Origin of the sequence: Vreelandella zhaodongensis (assembly GCF_013415115.1) — a bacterium.
Taxonomy (GTDB): Bacteria; Pseudomonadota; Gammaproteobacteria; order Pseudomonadales; family Halomonadaceae; genus Vreelandella; species Vreelandella zhaodongensis.
Genome location: NZ_JACCDD010000004.1, coordinates 24,837 through 43,365 on the forward strand (window position 1 = coordinate 24,837; position 18,529 = coordinate 43,365).

Below are 18,529 nucleotides of genomic sequence, written 5' to 3' on the forward strand. Positions count from 1 at the left end.
CTGCCATTTTTTAGCAGTGCCCGTTTTGTCTTTATATTCAATTGCGAGAATTCCATGACTGCGACAGCCTCTCCTCAGCACACTCAAGCCCACGTTATTCAAGCTGCCCGCCAAGCACTCACTCTCATGGACTTGACGAGCCTGAATGACAGCGATACTGACAGCACCATTGAAGCGCTGTGCCAGCAGGTCAAAACGCCTTTTGGTCACCCTGCTGCGGTATGCGTGTTTCCCCAGTTTATTGTCACCGCACAGCGAGCCCTTACCGCTCACAAACTCAATGACCAGGTGAAAATTGCCACCGTCACCAACTTTCCCCATGGCGGTAACGACATCATGGGCGCTGCCCGTGAAACCCGCGATGCCGTCGCTTCCGGTGCCCATGAAGTCGATGTGGTATTTCCCTACCGTGCGTTGATGGCGGGCGATGAAACAACCGGCCTTGAACTGGTCGAGATGTGTAAAGCCGCCTGCGCCGGTCAAGCACGCTTAAAAGTCATCATTGAATCAGGCGAACTCAAAGAGCCCGCGCTTATCAAGCGTGCCAGTGAACTGGCCATTGAGGGCGGCGCCGACTTTATTAAAACCTCGACGGGCAAGGTCGAAACAAACGCCACCCTGGAAGCCGCTGAGATTATGCTCAATGCGATTAAAGCCAGCGGCAAAGATGTTGGCTTTAAAGCCGCCGGAGGCGTGCGCACCGCCGAAGAAGCCGCCGATTACCTGGCACTTGCCACTAACATTATGGGTGCGCAGTGGGTAACACCTGAGCACTTCCGGTTCGGTGCCTCTAGCCTGCTGGGTAATTTATTGAATACGCTAAGCGGCGCCCCACAAACCGCCCCGCTCTCAACAACTAACGGAGGCTACTAAATGTCATCTACCGCTTCTCATCACGCTCTCTTGCCTCAGGAACTGATTCGCCTGAAGCGCGATAGTCAACCGCTGCCAGCGGAAGAGATCAAAGCCTTCGTGCAGGGTATTGCCGATGATCGCATCAGCGATGCCCAGATTGGTGCCTTCACCATGGCGGTGTTTTTAAATGGCATGAGTCGTGAAGAAGTGGTCGCACTGACTACGGCGACCCGCGACTCCGGACATGTCATGCAGTGGGACTCCCTCAACCTGCCCGGCCCAATTGTCGATAAACACTCCACTGGCGGCGTTGGTGATCTAGTGTCGTTGGTACTCGGCCCCTGGGTCGCCGCTTGCGGCGCGTTTGTACCGATGATCTCAGGTCGTGGCCTTGGCCACACCGGCGGCACACTGGACAAGCTGGAATCGATCCCCGGTTACGACCCCTACCCAGCGCCGGAGCGCTTTAGCAACGTGGTGAAATCCACCGGCGTGGCGATTATCGGCCAAACCGGCAACCTGGCCCCCGCCGACAAACGCATTTACGGTGTGCGTGATGTGACCGCCACGGTGGAATCCATTCCGCTGATTACCGCCTCTATTCTGGGTAAAAAGCTGGCCTCTGGTTTAGACGCCTTAGTGATGGACGTTAAGGTCGGCAGCGGCGCCTTCATGCCGACACCGGAAAAATCCCGCGAGCTTGCCAAAAGCATCGCCAACGTGGCAACCCAGGCCGGCACGCCGACCACGGCCCTGCTCACCGATATGAGCCAGCCGCTGGCCCCCTGCGCCGGTAACGCCGTTGAGATTGTGGAAACGTTGGCCCTGTTGCGCGGCGAACGTGCTGACAGCCGCGTTATGCAGGTCACCCGTGAGCTCGCGGTAGAAATGCTGATGGCTGGCAAACTGGCAAGCTCTCGTGAAGAAGCCTTGACCAAGCTGGAAAAAGCGCTCACATCGGGTGCAGCAGCCGAAGTCTTCGCCCGGATGGTGCGCGAGTTGGGCGGCCCCGCCGACTTTATGGAACGCTCGGATAGCTACTTGGCCACCGCACCGGTCATTCAGCCGGTGTACCCCGAGCAGAGTGGTATTGTACAGCGTATAGACACCCGTGCCGTCGGTATGAGCGTGGTTGAACTGGGCGGTGGCCGCCTGCGCAACGACGCTAGCGTCGATCACAGCGTCGGTTTTAGCGATATTGTCGAAATTGGCGACCGCGTCGATAGCCAGCGCCCGCTAGCCATCGTGCACGCCCGCAGTGAAGACGCGGCCAACCGTGCCGCTGCCCAGCTACGTGCTGCCATGACCCTTAGCGAAGAGGCTGCCGCAGCGGACACACTGCTTCAAGATACCTTCCGTGGAGAAGCCTAATGCGCCGTGCGATTGTATTAGTCCTTGATTCTTTCGGGATTGGTAGCGCCCCAGATGCTGACAAATTCGGCGACCAGGGTGCTGACACCCTAGGCCACATCGCAGCCGCCTGCGCCCGCGGTGACGCCGATACTGCTGAGCGCTCAGGACCCTTGAAACTGCCCAACATGGCGGCGCTAGGTCTGTTCCACGCCCACCGCGATGCGACGGGAAACGTCGCCGAAGGTGTTAGCCTGCCAGCTCAATTGAAAGGCGCGTACGCCCACGCCAAAGAGATTTCCAGCGGCAAGGACACCCCTTCCGGCCATTGGGAAATTGCTGGCGTGCCGGTGCGCTTTGACTGGGGCTACTTTCTTGATAAAACCGACAGCTTTCCCACCGAGCTGTTAGAAAAAATCGTTCAACAAGCCAGCCTGCCCGGCGTGATTGGTAACTGCCACGCGTCCGGAACCGAGATCATCGCCCGCCTGGGCGAAGAGCACATCCAAAGCGGTAAGCCGATTGTTTATACCTCGGCAGATTCCGTGTTTCAGATTGCCGCCCACGAGGAGCACTTTGGCCTAGAGCGTCTCTACACGCTGTGCGAAACCGTGCGCGAGCTTCTCGAGCCTTACAACATTGGCCGCGTGATTGCCCGCCCGTTTAACGGCGATGACAGCGCAAGCTTTGCCCGCACCGGCAACCGCCGCGACTACAGCGTTGAGCCACCCAGCCCCACCGTGCTGCAGAAACTGGCAGATGCGGGCGGCGAAGTGGTCTCGATTGGCAAGATCGCGGATATTTACGCGCATTGCGGCATTACTCATAAGGTCAAAGCCAGCGGTCACGACGCCCTGATGGAAGCCACGCTCGCCGAAGTGGCACGCACCGCTAAAGAGTCCAGTGACCGAACCACCATGATCATGACCAACTTTGTTGATTTTGACTCGGTTTACGGGCACCGCCGCGACGTGCCGGGCTACGCCGCCGCGCTTGAGCATTTCGATGCCCGCCTGCCGGAACTGCTTGCCGCACTCAACGATGATGACCTGTTGCTGCTCACCGCCGACCACGGTTGCGACCCCAGCTGGGAAGGTACCGAACACACCCGCGAATATGTGCCGGTGATGGTGCATGGCGCAGGGTTTGCCCCCGGCCCGCTAGGCGAGCGCGACACCTTTGCCGATATCGGCCAGACATTAGCCGCCTTCTTCGCCGTTGAAGCGATGGAAGACGGCAAGAGCTTTTTGCCCAACGCTGCCTGAACCGTAACGTTGAGCGAATTAATCTGATTAAAAAACGATCAATAGGAGCGTTTTATGGCAACACCACATATCAATGCTGAAATGGGCGATTTCGCGGATACCGTTTTGATGCCCGGCGACCCGCTGCGCGCCAAGTACATCGCCGATACCTACCTGGAAAATGTTCGTCAGGTGAACGATGTACGCAGCATGTTCGGCTATACCGGCACTTACAAGGGCCGCGAAATTTCGGTCATGGGCCACGGCATGGGCATACCGTCAGTGTCTATTTATGCCAAAGAACTGATTACCGACTACGGCGTTAAGTCGATTATTCGTGTGGGTTCCTGCGGCGCGGTGCGCGACGACGTTAACGTACGTGACGTAGTCATCGGCATGGGAGCCTGCACGGATTCCAAAGTGAACCGCATGCGCTTTAATGACCATGACTTCTCGGCCATCGCTGACTTTGAGCTAACAAGCCACGCCGTTGCTGCCGCCAAGGCACAGAATGTGCCGGTAAAAGTCGGCAATATCTTCTCAGCGGATCTGTTCTACAACCCGCAGACCGACATGGCCGAACTGCTCAAGCGCTACGGCATCGTGGGTGTGGAAATGGAAGCGGCAGGCCTTTACGGCGTTGCAGCAGAGTTTGGTGCCCGCGCGCTGACGATCTGCACGGTGTCCGACCATATTCTGAAAGGCGACTCGCTCTCCAGCGCCGACCGTCAGACCACCTTCAACGACATGATGACGATTGCGTTGGATACAGTGCTGCGCGACGACGCCGCTAAGGCCTAATAGCCATTATGAGGATAACGCCATGAGCCAAGCTGATAAGGCACTGGTTGACACGCTGCTGACCACCTTGGGCAACGCTTATGCGCCCTACTCCAATCATCCGGTAGCAGCGGTGATGGAGTGCCCAGATGGCCAGCAATTTGCTGGTTGTAACGTGGAAGTGGCGCATTATAAAGGGCTGTGTGCGGAAGCCTCGGCGATTTCCGCCATGATCACCGCTGGCCAGCGCGAGCTGGCCAAGGTGTACGTGATGGGGCCAGGCGAGCACCTGTGCACACCCTGTGGCGACTGCCGCCAGCGCATCCGTGAATTCGCCACCCCAGAAACGCAAATCATGGTGCTTTCCCACCAGGGCGACGTGCTGAAAACCTACACTATGGAAACACTACTGCCCGATGCCTTCGGCCCCGAGCAACTGCCACCGCGCTAAGTATTCACCCTGTTTCCCGCATGACTAGCGTCACCGGCAACGATACATGCCGGGGCGCTTTGCTTGCTAGCGCTTCGCCCAACAGTTCCACACTCATTGCCGCAATCGCTGCAATATCTTGACGAATGGTGGTTAACCCAGTGGCAAGGGTTGGCAGGTCATCAAAGCCTGTCACTGCGACTTGGTAAGGCACGTCGATTCCCCGGTCTTCTAGCGCAGCGACGCAGCCCAGCGCCAGCTCGTCGGTGGCGCATACTAGCGCATCAAATGGCAGCGTTTGGCTGTTTGATGTATCCGCCAACAAACGATTTAAATAGCGATAGCTGGTTAGTGAATCTGAGCTAAAGCGGTGCGGTAGGCTAATCAACTGCTCAGAAAGCCCTGCTTCATCAAGCGCCCGTCGGTACCCCTCTAAACGGCTGTGAGAACACGGCATTTCCAGCTCGCCGCCCACAAAGGCGAGCTGTCGACGCCCTTGCGCGACGAGGTGGTGCGTCATTTCATAAAACCCTTGAGCATCATCCGGTGCGACCGAAAATCCTTGCCCTGGGTTGCCAATACGTACAAAAGGCACGCCGGCATTTTCTAGCAAGCTGGGGCGCGCATCCTCAGAGGTTTCACCCAGCAGAATAGCCGCCCCCGCCCGCTCTGGAAGCTCGGCAGTTTGATCGTGGTGGAAAAAGATCGGCACCATGCCCTGCTGGTGCAGTGCCACGGTTAAGTGCTGATACAGTAAAATATAGTAGGGGCGCAGCTCGATATCCTGGCGCCCTAAGGAAATACCGACCACCGCCGCTTTACCACTAATTAGTTGCCTGGCCGCCGCGCTTGGCTGGTACGCCACCTCGCGGCTGATGGTAAGAATTTTTTCCCGCAACGCATCGCTTAGCCCAGGTTTACCATTTAGCGCCCGGCTGACCGAGGCAATGGATACATCTGCCCGCCGAGCAATTTCTCGAATGGTTGCCGTTTGGGCGCTCTGTTTGGTCTGTTTCATGCCATGCCTCAGCGATTCGGCTTATGATTGTGCCAAAAATTGTGCCGAAAATCGCTAAGGCTAAGCATTGCGGCAAACCCAGCTACCAACCGCGCCGTCCTAAACGGGTAAGCTCGCTATCAAGCTGCTGAATCGCTTGCTCTGGGGAAGTATCACCGGATAGGGCGTCATGTACACGGTTGAACACTGCGTTTGACACCCGGGGGTACGACTCGCCTGTCACGCTTGCTGGGCGTGGTACGCCGTTCATAACGGTTTCATAAAGTTCGCCAATAAACGGGTGAGCTTCCAATACCTCGGCATTTTCATAGAGCACAGGCCGCGTCGGATTTCGACCAAACTCAATGGCGTGAGCTTTCTGCTGCTCCTCAGCCGTGAGATAAGCCACTAGGTCAGCGGCAATGTCAGGGTGCTCTGAATAGCGCGAAACCGCCCAGTTCCAGCCACCAAGCGTAGCGACAGACTGCCCTTCGGGCCCACTGGGTAACGGCGCGACGCCAAACTTGCCTTGAATGGGCGTGCCATCTGCCTGCCCCAACGACCAGACATAAGGCCAGTTGCGCATAAACACGGCATTACCCGCCTGGAACACCCCACGTGCTTCTTCTTCCATATAGTTGCGCACGCCCTCGGGGCTAATATCACCCACCCAAGAGGCAGCTAGCGTGATGGCCTCTACTGCTTGGGGATTATTGATGGTTACTTGCCCATCAGCATTCACAAAGGTGCCTCCACCGTAGCTGGCTACCCACTCTAACGCATTCGTGGTCAGCCCTTCATAAGCTCGCCCCTGAAATACAAACCCATGCATGCGCGCATTACCTGCATCGCGCTCAGACTGCTGGATATGCCGCGCAGTGTCAGTCAACGCCTGCCAGGTTTCTGGCACGTCGGCATCGTATTTATCCAACAAGTCATGACGGTAATAGAGCAAGCCTGCATCCGTAAACCACGGCAACGCCACCAGCTTTCCCTGCACCGTATTGTTATCCATCAGTGAGGGAATAAAGCCGTCAGCCGCGCCGTCCGGCAGGTAGTCATTTAGGTCAACCAAGTGGTCGGCAAGTAGCCCTGGCCACACAATATCCACCATCAGCACATCCACATCTTGCGATTGACTGCCTAATAGTTGCTGATAAAGCGACAACTTCTCAGTCGCCGATGCAGGCGTAGTGACAATATTCACTTGGTGGCCGTTAGCGTCGGCCCACCGTTTTGCCAGCGTTGGGCAGAAATCTGCTGCCCCACCATCGCCACAGGCAATGGTAATTTCAGCCGCCATGGCAGGCAGCGTTGTGGGCAGCAGGGCCAGCAGTAACGCTGATGAGCGCAGGTAATAACGCATAGCATTCACCTCTATTGTTATTGGTAGGTAGGGTGCTCGTTAACTTAATCGGATTGGTATTTTGTTAATAGAAGAGCCAGCGGCCTAGCTGGCAATCGCTAGGCTGCGGTCTTCCTGGCTTGATACGAAACAGGCATCGAGCACGGTTTGAATCGCCGCGCCGCGCGCAAAATCCGGTTGATCGTTATTCCCACTGCGAATGCTCTCGACGAAGCGCTGGTAAATACTCGGCGTGGACGGTGCTTTCACTGTGCTCCAGCGAGCGGGATGTACGTCATCATCGAGACATACCTGCACATCCTCTTTTGAGGCGTCCAGGTCAATACGAATCGCTCCTTTATCGCCGTGTACACTCAGCGCCAGCGAGTTGTGATGCCCTGTTGCCCAACGAGTAGCCTGAATAGTGCCCTTTGCGCCATTGGCAAATGACACTCTCATCAGCGCCGTATCATTGGCATCCAGCACATACTCACCAATGCGGTTGTCTGGGGCTTTTTCAAAGCAGGTTAGCTCGCAGTTGACTCGGGTAATATCGCCCACAGGGAAGCTGGCAAAGTCGACAATATGCACCCCAACATCGCCTAATACGCCTTTGCTGCCGTGGGCTTCGGAAAGTCGCCACAACCACTGGCTCTCCTCGTCCCAGCGCCCCCAAGCGTTACTCACCAGCCAGCTTTGCCGGTAACTGGCGTCTACATGACGAACTTGGCCAATCGCGCCTCCCGCAATCAGCGCACGAGCATGCTGAATAGCAGGAGCATCGCGGTAGCTTAGATTAACCATGTTGATCACGTTAGCGGCCTGTGCAGCGTCCGCCATTTCATGGGCATCTTGTGCATTTGTCGCCAGCGGTTTTTCACACAGAATATGCTTGCCAGCAGCAATAGCGGCCAGCGACGTGGCTTTGTGAACACCATCTGGGGTTACGTTACTTACCGCGTGAATATCATCCCGAGCCAGCATAGCCTCCAGGTCTTGATACACGTCAGCAATGCCGTGATGCTCGGCAAACGCCTGGGCTTTGGCATGATCTGGGTCGCACACGGCAACCACTTCGATTCCTTCAAGACGGCCAAAATGCTTGGCGTGCTCGCCAGCCATGCTGCCTGCACCAATTATCGCTAAACGGATCATTTGAAGCCCTCCTCGCCAGGTTTATGCAGGCTTTCGCCTTTAATTTCGACCGGATTAGGCGCTTGGTCAGCGGGAACATTAGGGCAGCTGTCGATCCATCGAGAACCTTCCGGGCGCGCCCAAGTCACGGCGTTTTTCAACACAGTTTTCACTTGAGCATCGTAATAAATCGGGTAAGTTTCGTGGCCGGGACGGAAGTAGAAAATCTTGCCGTTGCCACGTTTATAGGTCAGGCCGGAGCGGAACACTTCGCCCCCCTCAAAGGCACTGATAAAGATCACTTCATCGGGGTTGGGCACCGCAAACGGTTCACCGTACATTTCGGTATGGGGCAGCTCAATATAGTCCCCCAGGCCCTGAACAATCGGGTGGCCTGGGTTCACGACCCACAGCCGTTCCCGCTCGCCCGCTTCACGCCACTTGAGTGAACACGTAGTTCCCATTAAGCGCTTAAAGATTTTCGAGTAGTGCCCTGAGTGCAGCACAATCAAGCCCATGCCCTGGAGCACGCGTTTTTGAACGCGGTCGACGGTCTCCTCAAGCACGTCACCATGGGCGGCGTGGCCCCACCATAACAGTACATCGGTATTGTCGAGCGTCGCATCGCTAAGCCCCTGCTCAGGGTCTTGCAGCGTCACGGCAGTGGCATGGATACCCTCCGCTTCGTTTAAACCTTCGGCGATGCACTGGTGCATTCCCTTGGGATAAATACGCGCCACAACCTCATTGGTCTGCTCGTGGACGTTCTCTCCCCATACGGTCACGTTAATCGTCATGCATTCCTCCAACGTAATGGTGAACTACCGCTTAAAGTGCAACCCAAACCCAAAAGTAAACGTTTACTCTTAAAGAGTAAACGTTTACCTTCATGCAACTTTAGTCGGCTACCAAAGCAGATGCATGCTACTAAGAAGGGGTAAATGCTGATGGCGTCCGCACTGAATTGGGCGACGGAGTCACCTATCGCACCCATATAAAAAAACCCGCTGCGAATGGCAGCGGGTTCTCACTACAGAAGACGAAACGTGTTAAAAGTAACTCGCGCCCCGTGGCATCATGCCAAGGTTGTTCTCAACCTTTGTTACACCAGGCGTATTTTCTGCAGCTACCGTAACGGCTTGTTTTTGGTCTAAGGATTCTACCAACCCCCAGATTTCCGCAGCGCCACCGTCAACGATGATACTGATGGTTTCTGTACGTACCCCAGCGTGCTTACGCACTTCCTCGAGAATGGCTTCGCGAATTTGTCGGTCATCCGCAGGCGACTCAGTCGGTGCCACTACGGCATTGGCGACCCCTTGCAATAAATTAGCACGGCTGACAATACCGACTAGCTTACCTTCTCGTACTACAGGGACACGCTTAATGTGGTGCTTTTCCAACAAGCGCGCAATGGTATGAAGCGGTGCGTTTTCTTCTACGGTTAACGGGTTGGGTGTCATCACCTCATGTGCTTTGCGGCCATGAGATTTAACGTACTCACCCGCATCCTTCCCGCCAGTGAAGAGGGATAACCACCAGGACCGGCTATCATTGGCATCCTCTTTCACTCGACGCATCAGGTCACCTTCGCTGACGATACCCAATACCTTGCGCTCATCATCAATGACCGGCACAGCGCTGATACGGTGTTCAAGTAACAGCTGCGCAATATCGCGTACGTTTGTGTCAGTGTCCACACACACCACGTTAGGTGTCATGATATCGATGGCTTGCACGGTATCCTCCAGGCGACAAGGTCGCTGATTGTTGGTTACTTTATTTGTCTATTAAGACTAGTGCGCTGCTAGCGATTTAGCTATATCGGCCTGATATCAATGAACGTCTATTGACCTAGCACAGGTTATTTGGCGGTTTTCTCACCATTTTCCTCCGCAACTTTCTCGACATCCACAATGCCTGAACGACTAACGACGACTTTCCAACGGGCAATATAGGGGGTGTCTTCGCTGCCGGTCTCACGCACCACAAGGTTGAAAAGATGCCGCCGCTCTACGCTTTCTCTCACCGACTGACCATCTTTCAGACGGTAAATATAGTGTTTCTCTTTGCTCATTAATCGCGTCAACATAGAAAAATCGATATTCAGCGATTCAGAGGTATGCTCATAGCCACTTAAAAAGCGAGTAGGCGACATCCTCGAGCTAGAACGGTAGTGCAACACGACCTCTTCGCGCTGGGCGACCGTGCGTCGTCGCATCCGCTGAATGTCGGCATCCAAAGCGGCATAGCGCTTGTAGTCAAACCACTCCAACTGCCGCCCTACTGTTTGATTACGGGTAGGATCGATGTACTGCCGACGCCATTTGGGTCTTCCGCGACGCAGCAAACGCCACAACGTATTGCGTAGGTCGTCTTTAAACACTTCCCGCATGGCGTAAAGTAGCGCCATGGCAAGCACGAACAGCGCGGTAATATCACCAATCACATCGCGCAGGTGCAAAATACCCAGAGACACAAAAGCCATCACGACTGCCGTAGCAAGTGCTTTGACCGCTTTTTGCTCACCGCCCCCCAACTCAAGTGCCTGCTGCTTTAAGGTAATCGGGTGCTCAATAAGCCGCCGGAGTAAGCGCATTTTATTCGACATCCGGGTGGGATCTTCCATCACCCGCTCAGCGTTATACTCCTGCTCTTTTCGATAGTCGCTCTCTCGCTGACAAACACTAATAAAACGTCGTTTTATCTCACTAAACTCGCCGCCACGAGGCATATGCGCCACGAGTGCCAATAGCTGTTGCTCAGTAAACCAAGAGAGATAGTTATCAATATTGGCAAAGTATTTGTATAGCCTCTCATCGCTAGGCGAGTTGCGGCGTAGCCGTTTTAGAATACTCTCGCTTAAATCACTCATCTCCTGCAGCTGGTCGCGCAGCGCATCGGCCTGCTCCTGGAGCTCACTACTCTCTTCACGCTGGTCACTCGGTGCATGTCGCAGCTTACGAGCACTAGCCAGCATGCCCTGTGTGGTTCGCTCTAACGCACCAACGTATTGGTAAGCATACAGGCTTAGACTTAACCGATAGGAGTCACTACCGAGCTGATTGCGGCTGGCTAACCGGCTATGCACAAGCGGCAAATGGTACTCATCGCTGTAGTAGGTGCGTGAAACACTGATTGCCCCGTGATAAAACGCTTCTTCTGAGATGACATGGGTACTAAGTCCGAGCTCCCTAGGCACAAATAGGTAAACATCGAGCGTGTGCGACGTTTCTTCCTTGAGCCGCCGAGTGAGCCTTAGCTGAAAGCTGTTTTTACGCTCAACATTTATCACCTAACCAATCTCCTACTTCATTGCTTAACGCGATGATATACCATGGTAAGCAATCATCAGGTTGGCCTGCTTAAGCGCCGCTTATGGTTCACTTCTTTGGGTCTACTTCTTTGCCTTGGAGCTAGGGAATGTCCATTGCCCGTTTTTCACCCTTCGAGCTGCTACTGCTAAAAAGTCGCAGCCAAGTGGATACGGCAACACTGCTACTGTTGGCTTGGGTACTGGTTCATCGCCAGCACGTATCTGAGGGTCAACGCCGCCGTCGGCTGGCTCAAGTGACGGCGCAGTTTCGCCATGGGCACGAATTAGGCCCAATCATGGGAATTGCCCATAGCCAAGACCTTCAAGCGATACAGTTAGCCGCCGAGGTAGTACGCAAAGAGTGTTCTAAAGAACAAAGCCTGAGTGTGCTTCACCAAGCGATCACCGTTGCCACTGACGACGGCGAGATTTCACTGAACAATCATTACATTCTGGGCTTTCTCGCTGATTTGTTAAATGTCGCCCCTACTACATTCAGCACACTGTTCCAGGAATTGACAGGTAGACCGTTGCGCTCGGCAGAGGATCCTAGCCGAGATGCTTACTGGCAGGTTCACGACCCAGAATACCACGCACGCAAACAACGCGACGCGCAAGCAGCCAAGCAGAAGGCAAAAGATGCTCAAACCAAGGCCGAGCAGCGCCAGCGTGAAAACAAACACAAACAGCAGAATAAGCAGCATCAAAAAGATCAAGCGCAGCATGAACAAGCCCAGCGCGAACGCACAAAACAACAGCAGGAAGGTGCGCGGCAGGAGCGAGCTCGGCAAGAACAAGCTAGGCAACGGGAGAGACAGCATTGGAAACAGGAAAAAAAACGCCCCTATTCCCCTCCCGACCGTACCCACCGGGCACTCGCAGTACTGGGGCTTACGCCAGGGGCCAGTAGAACCGACATACGCCGTGCCTACCGGCGAATGGCACAGTTGCACCACCCAGATCGCTTCTACTCAGGCAGTGAACATCAGATAGCGCTGGCATCAGCGCGCTTTCAGCGTGTGAAAAGTGCCTATGATTATCTGATGCAAAACATCTGACTAGCCGGCTGTGAACGATACAGGGCTAAGCGCCTCCACCGACAGTGAGTATCCATTAGAAAATTATGCGCGATTTGTATCAACGTCTTTCCCTTGCCCCTGGTGCCAGCGATCAAGCGATAAAAAATGCGGTAGCTCGCTGCCCGAACAGCGCCTTACGCCAGGATGCAGAGGCAACTCTGGCGGTTTCTGAGCACCGTCACATTTACGACAATCTGCACAAAACGGTGAGCGACATAGGCCAGCTGAGAGCGCGACTTGGCCTCACTCACGGTGCCCATTGGCAGGGCGATGTCGCTAATGACTTCTCCCTGCCGCCTGATAACGCTATCTCACGGCATGACGAACTCATTGACCGCGTTAGCTTCGCAGTGTCGCTCCACAACCGGTGGCAACGCTTTCGGGGACCATGGTTACTCGTCACCCTGTTCGCCGCTGGCGCTGGCATAGGTCTCGCTTTTGGACTCGCCTTGGGCTTGGGGCTTGGCATGGGCTGAGGTGCCTGCCCGCTCTTTCTCATCCTGGCGCGTTTCTGCTTCTGTTGGACGTGGCGCAGGCTTTGGCGGCGTAGGTTGTTTACGGTCACCAGCCTCAGCGCTTCCCCCCTCATCCATCGAGAAATCCGTACCTGTACGTTCTTGGGTTTGGTCTCCGGAGCGCGCTTCCATACTGACGCTTAGACGCGGCACACCCAGATCGATTTCCTGAGCTTCCATACGCTGTTTTAAGAGCAAGTTAAATGCCCGAGAAATGTCCCACTGCATCTCGGGAGCTGTGCGGAAACGCATCCGCAAAATAGGGCAGCCATCCTCAAACCCTTGGATACCCTGCATTTCTAAAGGTGACCAAATATAGTGGCGCATCATCGGGTCTTTGCGCAGCTCTTGTGCTGTTTCTTGCATTAGCGTAATCGCATCATCAATTTTCATCGCATAAGGGATGCGAATACGCATTAGCGCGATCCCAAACTGGCGCGACATGTTATGGATCGACTCGATGCGGCTAAAGGTAATGATATGGACCACGCCATCTAAGTCGCGCAGCTTCACAGTACGCAGCGTTAGCCCTTCAACGGTCCCCATATGGCCGTTAATCTGAACGAAGTCATCCACCGCCAAGGAGTCTTCAATCAGAATAAAGATCCCCGTAATTAAGTCTTGCACCAACGTTTGGGCACCAAAACCAATCGCCAAGCCGATAACACCCGCACCGGCAAGCAGTGGTGTGACGTTAACCCCTAGATTCGCCAATCCGGAGATCACCGCAATAATCAAGATGGTGACGAAAATAACGTTGCGAATCATCGGGGTAATGGTTTGCGCTCGCGCCTGGTTAACGCGTCTGCCGCGAGAGCGCGCAGAAGATGTCAGTGCCCGCTGAATCGCCGTATCAGCAAAAATCCATACCAGCCAAGCGAGTAAAATAGTGGTCCCTAGGCTAACCAACGCTTGACCAATACGTGCACTGGCTACTGCCTCCTGGCCAAGACCAAACAGGGAGCCTCCCCACACTTGCATAAACAGTTCCGCAAAAACCATCCATGCAGACAGGTGTGCAAGCACAAACCCAAACCGCTCCAAACGCTTACGATATTGACTGTAACGGCGACGATGACGACGTTTACCCAAGCGCTCAGACTGGCGTCGCAGCAAGCCGGTCACAACCAAGGTAAGCACTAACAAACTTGCTGAAATAATTGATCGCGCCAACGCTGTCCCAACATCTCCCACAGTGATAAAAATTGCTAGCAAAGAACCACCTACCAGCAACAGCGCAGGAATATGCCAGAGACCGCCCAGCGCACGAACCATCTCAACAGCAGTACTGGCATCGCGGCGTTGTTTATAGGGGCGGTTACAGATCAGATGGCGGACAGGCCGCTTAAACTTGAAGATAAAGCGCGCCGAGAGCAGTGCAGCCAACATATTGGCAAGCACAGACACTAAGCCGGAAAGTTCGGTACCCAACAGCTCTACCAGGCGCGTAGAGTTTACTGCATCACCCAAGGCGATTAATGCACCGATCACAAACAAGCCGCGTAAGGCTTTTTGTTGCAGCAACTGAACTGCCGTAAAACGATGGCCGCGGCTAAAGAAGGCAATAACCGTTTCAAAGACTACCGACAACGCGCGACCACACAAGCACACATAAGCGACAACTAATACGGCCGTTCGTCCTGAGCTGGAGGGCAATAACTGGCCAATACCCAGCGTGATGGCGAATGACAGTATCCAAGGCAACATGCGGCGTAAAAAATGTACTGCTAATAGCCAGGCCTTAGGATCACGCGGCAAGTCCAGCGGCCAATCGCGGCGGGTAGCGATCAAGCGGCCAAAGGCAATCATAACAACCAGCAACACGCCCCAGACAACCGCAAGAACGGCACCATCTGCCACTGCACGTATCGCTTCACCTTGGTCAGCACTATCGTTCAGAGCCCGCAAATCTGCAGCCCCCTGGACTAATTGACGTGACCATTCATCAATCGGCGAGTCGCCTGCTTGAGCTTGCTGCCCAATATCTGTCAACGTATCGGCCAGCGCACCTAACAACCCCTGATGAACTATTTTATCTTCTTCGGTGGCGTCCGCAGTGACCTGAAGTTCACGTAACGAGCCAAGTAACGCTGAACGCTGCTCTTCATTCTCGAGCATTGAGATCACATCATTGAGCGAGTCTTGAAAGCTTTCGCTACTAACGTCTTGCTGTTCTGAGGCGTCACCACTCCCCCCTAAGCTTGGCAGCGAAACACTCTGCGCCTGAACGTGAGTTGCCAGACTTATTAGTAGCGTGATTACAACGCTTAACACGATCTTGATTGTCCAGTGCTGTCGCACGCCTGACTCCCAAATTGAACCGACACGCCATGCCAGTTGATTAACGTTTGCTTAACTTAATACGCTCAGTAACAACGCCTGATTATGATAGGCTACTGACCTAAACGTTCACCTCAAGGATACCGAGATGACGCTGCAAGCTCCCCCTACGCGTACCAATAGTGACGGGAAGACAAGGCGAGTCGGTGTAGAAATCGAGTTCGCCGGATTTCCGCCACGCGATACCGCAGAACTGGTACGCCACTTATTTGGGGGTGAGCTTAACGTGGTCAGCCCCCACCGGCTACTGGTAGAAGATACCCGGTGGGGAGTGTTTGGTATCGAATTAGATACCCAGTATGCCCATCCTGATAAGACGCTACTGGAAGGCCTCCATAAAAGCGACAGTGAGTGGGCACGCCAACAGCATCAGCGAAGAGTTGAATTCCACCAGAAAACTCGCGAACTCATTGGCGATATGGTCACTGGGTTAGTGCCTACTGAAATTGTCTGCCCACCGATACCATGGGACGAGCTCGATGAGCTTGACAAACTTTTCGCTGCCTTACGTGACAAAGGTGCGAAAGGAACCGATGCCAGCCTGCTGTACGGGTTTGGGCTACACCTTAACCCTGAAGTAGAGCGGTTTGACGTTGAGTACTTGCTGAAGATGATGCAAGCCTATCTGTTGCTCGCCAGCTGGCTACGCGAAGAAATTAAGGTCGACATTACGCGTGAGGTGCTGCCTCACGCTAACCCGTTTCCTAAAGAGTATGCACTAAAGGTTCTTAATGCTAACTATCAGCCCGATTTAGACACATTTATCGATGACTATTTACATTACAATCCGACTCGGAACCGGGAACTAGACTTATTACCGCTATTTGCTCATCTACGCCCAGACCATCCCCATGAACTACTGCATACTCAGCTAACGAAACCGCGCCCCACATTTCACTACCGGCTACCTAATGCGCAGCTTTCACAGCCGGGCTGGGGGTCAGTGGTGGAATGGAACCGCTGGGCCGAAGTAGAAAAGTTGGCTGCAAACACCTCCATACTCCGCGCACGTTGCGATGAGTATATCGCTGAGCATAGTCGGCCATGGTGGGTGCGCCTTAAAACAACGCTGTTGGGTCTGCTTAGGCCGTCTTAAAACACATACTGCAACAACGAGACTCTGCCAGCATGCATCGACCGCTCATAGGGATCACGACCTCTGATCATAAAAGCCATCTAGCATGGTGGTTTGACTGGTTTGCCGTATGGCGACATGGCGGCAAACCGCTTCGCTTATCCCCTTCACGCCCCCTGCCCAAGCACTTAGATGGGCTAATTATTGGTGGTGGCGATGATATTCAAGCACACCTTTATGGTGGTGAAGTACAGCTTGATGTGCGGCTGGATCCGGCTCGTGATGAACTGGAACTCAACTTACTTGGCCGATTTATTCCGGCCAACACCCCTGTGTTGGGCATTTGTCGAGGAGCGCAGCTAATCAATGTCCATTTAGGCGGCACTCTCGATCCTGATATTTACACCACCCATGAAGGGCTTAAACGGCGGCGCACGGTACTGCCTCGCAAAACGGTGGATATTGTCGGAGGAAGCAAGCTGTATCGGCTATTAGGCGTTACCTGGTGCCGCGTGAACAGCTTGCACCACCAAGCCGTCAATAAAGCAGGTGACGGCATCAATATTGTTGCCCGTGACCGGGACGGACTAGTGCAGGGAATTGAGTCAACAAAACATGACTTTTTGATTGGCGTACAGTGGCATCCAGAGTGGCTAATCTTCAACCGTCCCCAGCAGCGCTTAATTAGCGCGCTGGTGACGGCAGCTAAGAAAGGACTAGGCACTTCCTCTGGCTAGTCTTTTAAGGCTGCTAGCGCGGCCTCATAATCAGGTTCGTTTTTCAGCTCACCAACCAGCTCGCTGTGTAATACTCGGTTATTCGCATCGAGCACTACCACCGCTCGAGCACATAACCCCTCCATTGCACTATTAGCGAGCGCGACCCCCCAAGCTTCTTGGAACTCTCGGTGGCGGAAGGTAGATAGGGTTTCAACGTTATCCAATCCCTCTGCGCCACAAAAGCGCTTAGCCGCAAACGGTAAGTCGGCAGAGACCACCAGCACCACGGTGTTTTCCAACTGCGAGGCCAGCTCATTAAAGCGTCGAGTAGACACTGCACAGGTGGGCGTATCCACACTGGGAATAATGTTCAGCACTTTACGCTTGCCTGAATAGCTATCGAGGGTGACATCTTCCAGACTAACATTAGTGAGCGTCATCAGCGGAGCAGTTTGGCCTGGTGCAGGCAGCGTGCCCGCAACATCCATGGGCTCGCCAGCACGGGTTATTTTTTGCATATAAAGCTCCTAATATAAAGCGCAAAGGGTGTATGGTGAGAAAACTCAGCTTACAGGGTAATGCCCTCGTGGGGCTAACCTTTCCTCTGACAGGACAACGAGAATGCCATGGCCTCTTTAGTCATTATCAAAACCGGTGACGCCTTCCCTGAAGTGGTCGATCAACACGGTGATTTCGAGCAACTTTTTATCAACCAGCTTTCGAAGGCACTGCCTGAACATCTATCGCTCACTGTTTGGGATGCCCGCAAACAAGGTGTTCCCCCTGCCCCCGAATCATTTGCTGGCATTATGCTCACGGGTTCCCACAGCATGGTGAGCGAACAAGCACCGTGGAGCGAGGCGCTAAAACCTTGGCTTCAGCAGGCGTTAGCCGAGAACGTTCCAATGTTTGGCGTATGCTATGGCCACCAGTTGATGGCGTCAGCCTTCGGTGGTATCAGCGATTATCACCCCGCCGGAAGAGAGTCTGGAACGCGTAACGTGCGGCTGACCCAAGCAGGTCATCAAGACCCGCTCTTTAGCAAGCTGCCAACTCACTTCCTGGCGCATTTGACCCACGCTCAGTCCGTTACGCAGTTACCCCCCAACACCACTGTACTGGCGCATAACAGCCACGACGCTTATCAAGCATTGCGCTATGGGCCCCGCCAATGGAGCGTGCAGTTTCATCCAGAGTTCACTTCCCCAGTCATGCATGCGTACCTCGAGCGCCAAAAAGCCGTACTGAGCGACCAAGGTGAGAACCCTGACGCACTCATCGACGCCATCACCGACACCCAGGCGGCAACCGACCTACTGCGCCATTTCCTGCGCTTTACGTAAGTCGTTT

At 54.4% G+C, this 18,529-nt stretch carries 18 protein-coding genes; 10 read left to right on the plus strand and 8 right to left on the minus strand.

Annotation, left to right across the window (positions count from 1 at the left end; all coding sequences use genetic code 11):
- Positions 1-54: 54 nt before the first annotated feature.
- From deoC to cdd, 5 genes are read left to right on the plus strand one after another with little or no spacing between them, the layout of a single operon-like run.
- A complete protein-coding gene (deoC, locus tag HZS79_RS08260; RefSeq protein ID WP_179927572.1) occupies positions 55-873 on the plus strand; it encodes a deoxyribose-phosphate aldolase in 819 nt (272 codons plus the stop codon).
- Positions 874-2,226: a thymidine phosphorylase gene (deoA, locus tag HZS79_RS08265; RefSeq protein WP_162219035.1), complete on the plus strand. Its 1,353-nt coding sequence runs from the start codon at positions 874-876 to the stop codon at positions 2,224-2,226.
- Complete coding sequence (locus tag HZS79_RS08270; protein WP_162219036.1) at positions 2,226-3,470, plus strand: phosphopentomutase; 1,245 nt, start codon at positions 2,226-2,228, stop codon at positions 3,468-3,470. Before deoA ends, HZS79_RS08270 begins: the two co-directional genes overlap by 1 nt.
- Before the next feature lie 54 nt (positions 3,471-3,524).
- Positions 3,525-4,250: a purine-nucleoside phosphorylase gene (gene deoD, locus HZS79_RS08275; RefSeq protein ID WP_009722381.1), complete on the plus strand. Its 726-nt coding sequence runs from the start codon at positions 3,525-3,527 to the stop codon at positions 4,248-4,250.
- Positions 4,251-4,272: 22 nt separating this feature from the next.
- Positions 4,273-4,680, plus strand: coding sequence for a cytidine deaminase (gene cdd, locus HZS79_RS08280; RefSeq protein WP_162219037.1), 408 nt, complete (start codon positions 4,273-4,275; stop codon positions 4,678-4,680).
- A gap of 4 nt (positions 4,681-4,684) precedes the next feature.
- Here cdd and HZS79_RS08285 read toward each other — a convergent pair whose 3' ends face one another.
- The 6 genes from HZS79_RS08285 to HZS79_RS08310 form a co-directional block, all read right to left on the minus strand.
- The gene (locus tag HZS79_RS08285) at positions 4,685-5,677 is read right to left on the minus strand and encodes a LacI family DNA-binding transcriptional regulator (protein ID WP_179927573.1); all 993 of its coding nucleotides are present in this window, start codon (positions 5,675-5,677) and stop codon (positions 4,685-4,687) included.
- A gap of 82 nt (positions 5,678-5,759) precedes the next feature.
- Positions 5,760-7,022: an ABC transporter substrate-binding protein gene (locus HZS79_RS08290; protein WP_179927574.1), complete on the minus strand. Its 1,263-nt coding sequence runs from the start codon at positions 7,020-7,022 to the stop codon at positions 5,760-5,762.
- 84 nt (positions 7,023-7,106) lie between these two features.
- Positions 7,107-8,156 (minus strand): Gfo/Idh/MocA family protein, encoded by a 1,050-nt coding sequence (locus HZS79_RS08295; RefSeq protein ID WP_179927575.1) that lies wholly within the window; start codon positions 8,154-8,156, stop codon positions 7,107-7,109.
- Positions 8,153-8,932, minus strand: coding sequence for a ThuA domain-containing protein (locus HZS79_RS08300; protein ID WP_162219041.1), 780 nt, complete (start codon positions 8,930-8,932; stop codon positions 8,153-8,155). The genes HZS79_RS08295 and HZS79_RS08300 overlap by 4 nt, the downstream gene beginning before the upstream one ends.
- A 252-nt stretch (positions 8,933-9,184) precedes the next feature.
- On the minus strand, positions 9,185-9,874 hold the full coding sequence (locus HZS79_RS08305; protein WP_162219042.1) for a CBS domain-containing protein: 690 nt from the start codon (positions 9,872-9,874) through the stop codon (positions 9,185-9,187).
- Positions 9,875-9,999: 125 nt separating this feature from the next.
- Complete coding sequence (locus HZS79_RS08310; RefSeq protein WP_179927576.1) at positions 10,000-11,430, minus strand: hypothetical protein; 1,431 nt, start codon at positions 11,428-11,430, stop codon at positions 10,000-10,002.
- Positions 11,431-11,558: 128 nt separating this feature from the next.
- Here HZS79_RS08310 and HZS79_RS08315 point away from each other — a divergent pair, with 128 nt between their 5' ends.
- Positions 11,559-12,509 (plus strand): J domain-containing protein, encoded by a 951-nt coding sequence (locus HZS79_RS08315; RefSeq protein WP_179927577.1) that lies wholly within the window; start codon positions 11,559-11,561, stop codon positions 12,507-12,509.
- A gap of 65 nt (positions 12,510-12,574) precedes the next feature.
- Positions 12,575-13,006 carry a hypothetical protein gene (locus tag HZS79_RS08320; protein ID WP_162219045.1) on the plus strand — a complete coding sequence of 144 codons (432 nt, stop codon included), beginning with the start codon at positions 12,575-12,577 and terminating at the stop codon, positions 13,004-13,006.
- Here the strand turns inward: HZS79_RS08320 and HZS79_RS08325 are convergent.
- Positions 12,923-15,346 carry a mechanosensitive ion channel domain-containing protein gene (locus tag HZS79_RS08325; protein WP_179927578.1) on the minus strand — a complete coding sequence of 808 codons (2,424 nt, stop codon included), beginning with the start codon at positions 15,344-15,346 and terminating at the stop codon, positions 12,923-12,925. The genes HZS79_RS08320 and HZS79_RS08325 overlap by 84 nt on opposite strands.
- Positions 15,347-15,473: 127 nt before the next feature.
- Between HZS79_RS08325 and HZS79_RS08330 the strand changes: the two genes are divergently transcribed.
- Positions 15,474-16,481 (plus strand): amidoligase family protein, encoded by a 1,008-nt coding sequence (locus HZS79_RS08330; RefSeq protein WP_179927579.1) that lies wholly within the window; start codon positions 15,474-15,476, stop codon positions 16,479-16,481.
- 32 nt (positions 16,482-16,513) lie between these two features.
- The gene (locus tag HZS79_RS08335) at positions 16,514-17,197 is read left to right on the plus strand and encodes a gamma-glutamyl-gamma-aminobutyrate hydrolase family protein (RefSeq protein ID WP_179927580.1); all 684 of its coding nucleotides are present in this window, start codon (positions 16,514-16,516) and stop codon (positions 17,195-17,197) included.
- On the opposite strand, the gene tpx is transcribed toward HZS79_RS08335, so the two are convergent.
- Positions 17,194-17,697, minus strand: a complete 504-nt coding sequence (gene tpx, locus HZS79_RS08340) for a thiol peroxidase (RefSeq protein ID WP_179927581.1) — start codon at positions 17,695-17,697, stop codon at positions 17,194-17,196. The genes HZS79_RS08335 and tpx overlap by 4 nt on opposite strands.
- Positions 17,698-17,805: 108 nt before the next feature.
- On the opposite strand from tpx, the gene HZS79_RS08345 reads away from it, so the two are divergent.
- Positions 17,806-18,522, plus strand: coding sequence for a glutamine amidotransferase (locus HZS79_RS08345; RefSeq protein WP_162219050.1), 717 nt, complete (start codon positions 17,806-17,808; stop codon positions 18,520-18,522).
- Positions 18,523-18,529 lie beyond the last annotated feature (7 nt).

Coding starts and splice junctions, on each gene's coding strand:
- deoC (WP_179927572.1), top strand. CDS start 55: ATGACTGCGACAGCCTCTCCTCAGCACACTCAAGCCCACGTTATTCAA.
- deoA (WP_162219035.1), top strand. CDS start 874: ATGTCATCTACCGCTTCTCATCACGCTCTCTTGCCTCAGGAACTGATT.
- HZS79_RS08270 (WP_162219036.1), top strand. CDS start 2,226: ATGCGCCGTGCGATTGTATTAGTCCTTGATTCTTTCGGGATTGGTAGC.
- deoD (WP_009722381.1), top strand. CDS start 3,525: ATGGCAACACCACATATCAATGCTGAAATGGGCGATTTCGCGGATACC.
- cdd (WP_162219037.1), top strand. CDS start 4,273: ATGAGCCAAGCTGATAAGGCACTGGTTGACACGCTGCTGACCACCTTG.
- HZS79_RS08285 (WP_179927573.1), bottom strand. CDS start 5,677: ATGAAACAGACCAAACAGAGCGCCCAAACGGCAACCATTCGAGAAATT.
- HZS79_RS08290 (WP_179927574.1), bottom strand. CDS start 7,022: ATGCGTTATTACCTGCGCTCATCAGCGTTACTGCTGGCCCTGCTGCCC.
- HZS79_RS08295 (WP_179927575.1), bottom strand. CDS start 8,156: ATGATCCGTTTAGCGATAATTGGTGCAGGCAGCATGGCTGGCGAGCAC.
- HZS79_RS08300 (WP_162219041.1), bottom strand. CDS start 8,932: ATGACGATTAACGTGACCGTATGGGGAGAGAACGTCCACGAGCAGACC.
- HZS79_RS08315 (WP_179927577.1), top strand. CDS start 11,559: ATGTCCATTGCCCGTTTTTCACCCTTCGAGCTGCTACTGCTAAAAAGT.
- HZS79_RS08320 (WP_162219045.1), top strand. CDS start 12,575: ATGCGCGATTTGTATCAACGTCTTTCCCTTGCCCCTGGTGCCAGCGAT.
- HZS79_RS08330 (WP_179927579.1), top strand. CDS start 15,474: ATGACGCTGCAAGCTCCCCCTACGCGTACCAATAGTGACGGGAAGACA.
- HZS79_RS08335 (WP_179927580.1), top strand. CDS start 16,514: ATGCATCGACCGCTCATAGGGATCACGACCTCTGATCATAAAAGCCAT.
- tpx (WP_179927581.1), bottom strand. CDS start 17,697: ATGCAAAAAATAACCCGTGCTGGCGAGCCCATGGATGTTGCGGGCACG.
- HZS79_RS08345 (WP_162219050.1), top strand. CDS start 17,806: ATGGCCTCTTTAGTCATTATCAAAACCGGTGACGCCTTCCCTGAAGTG.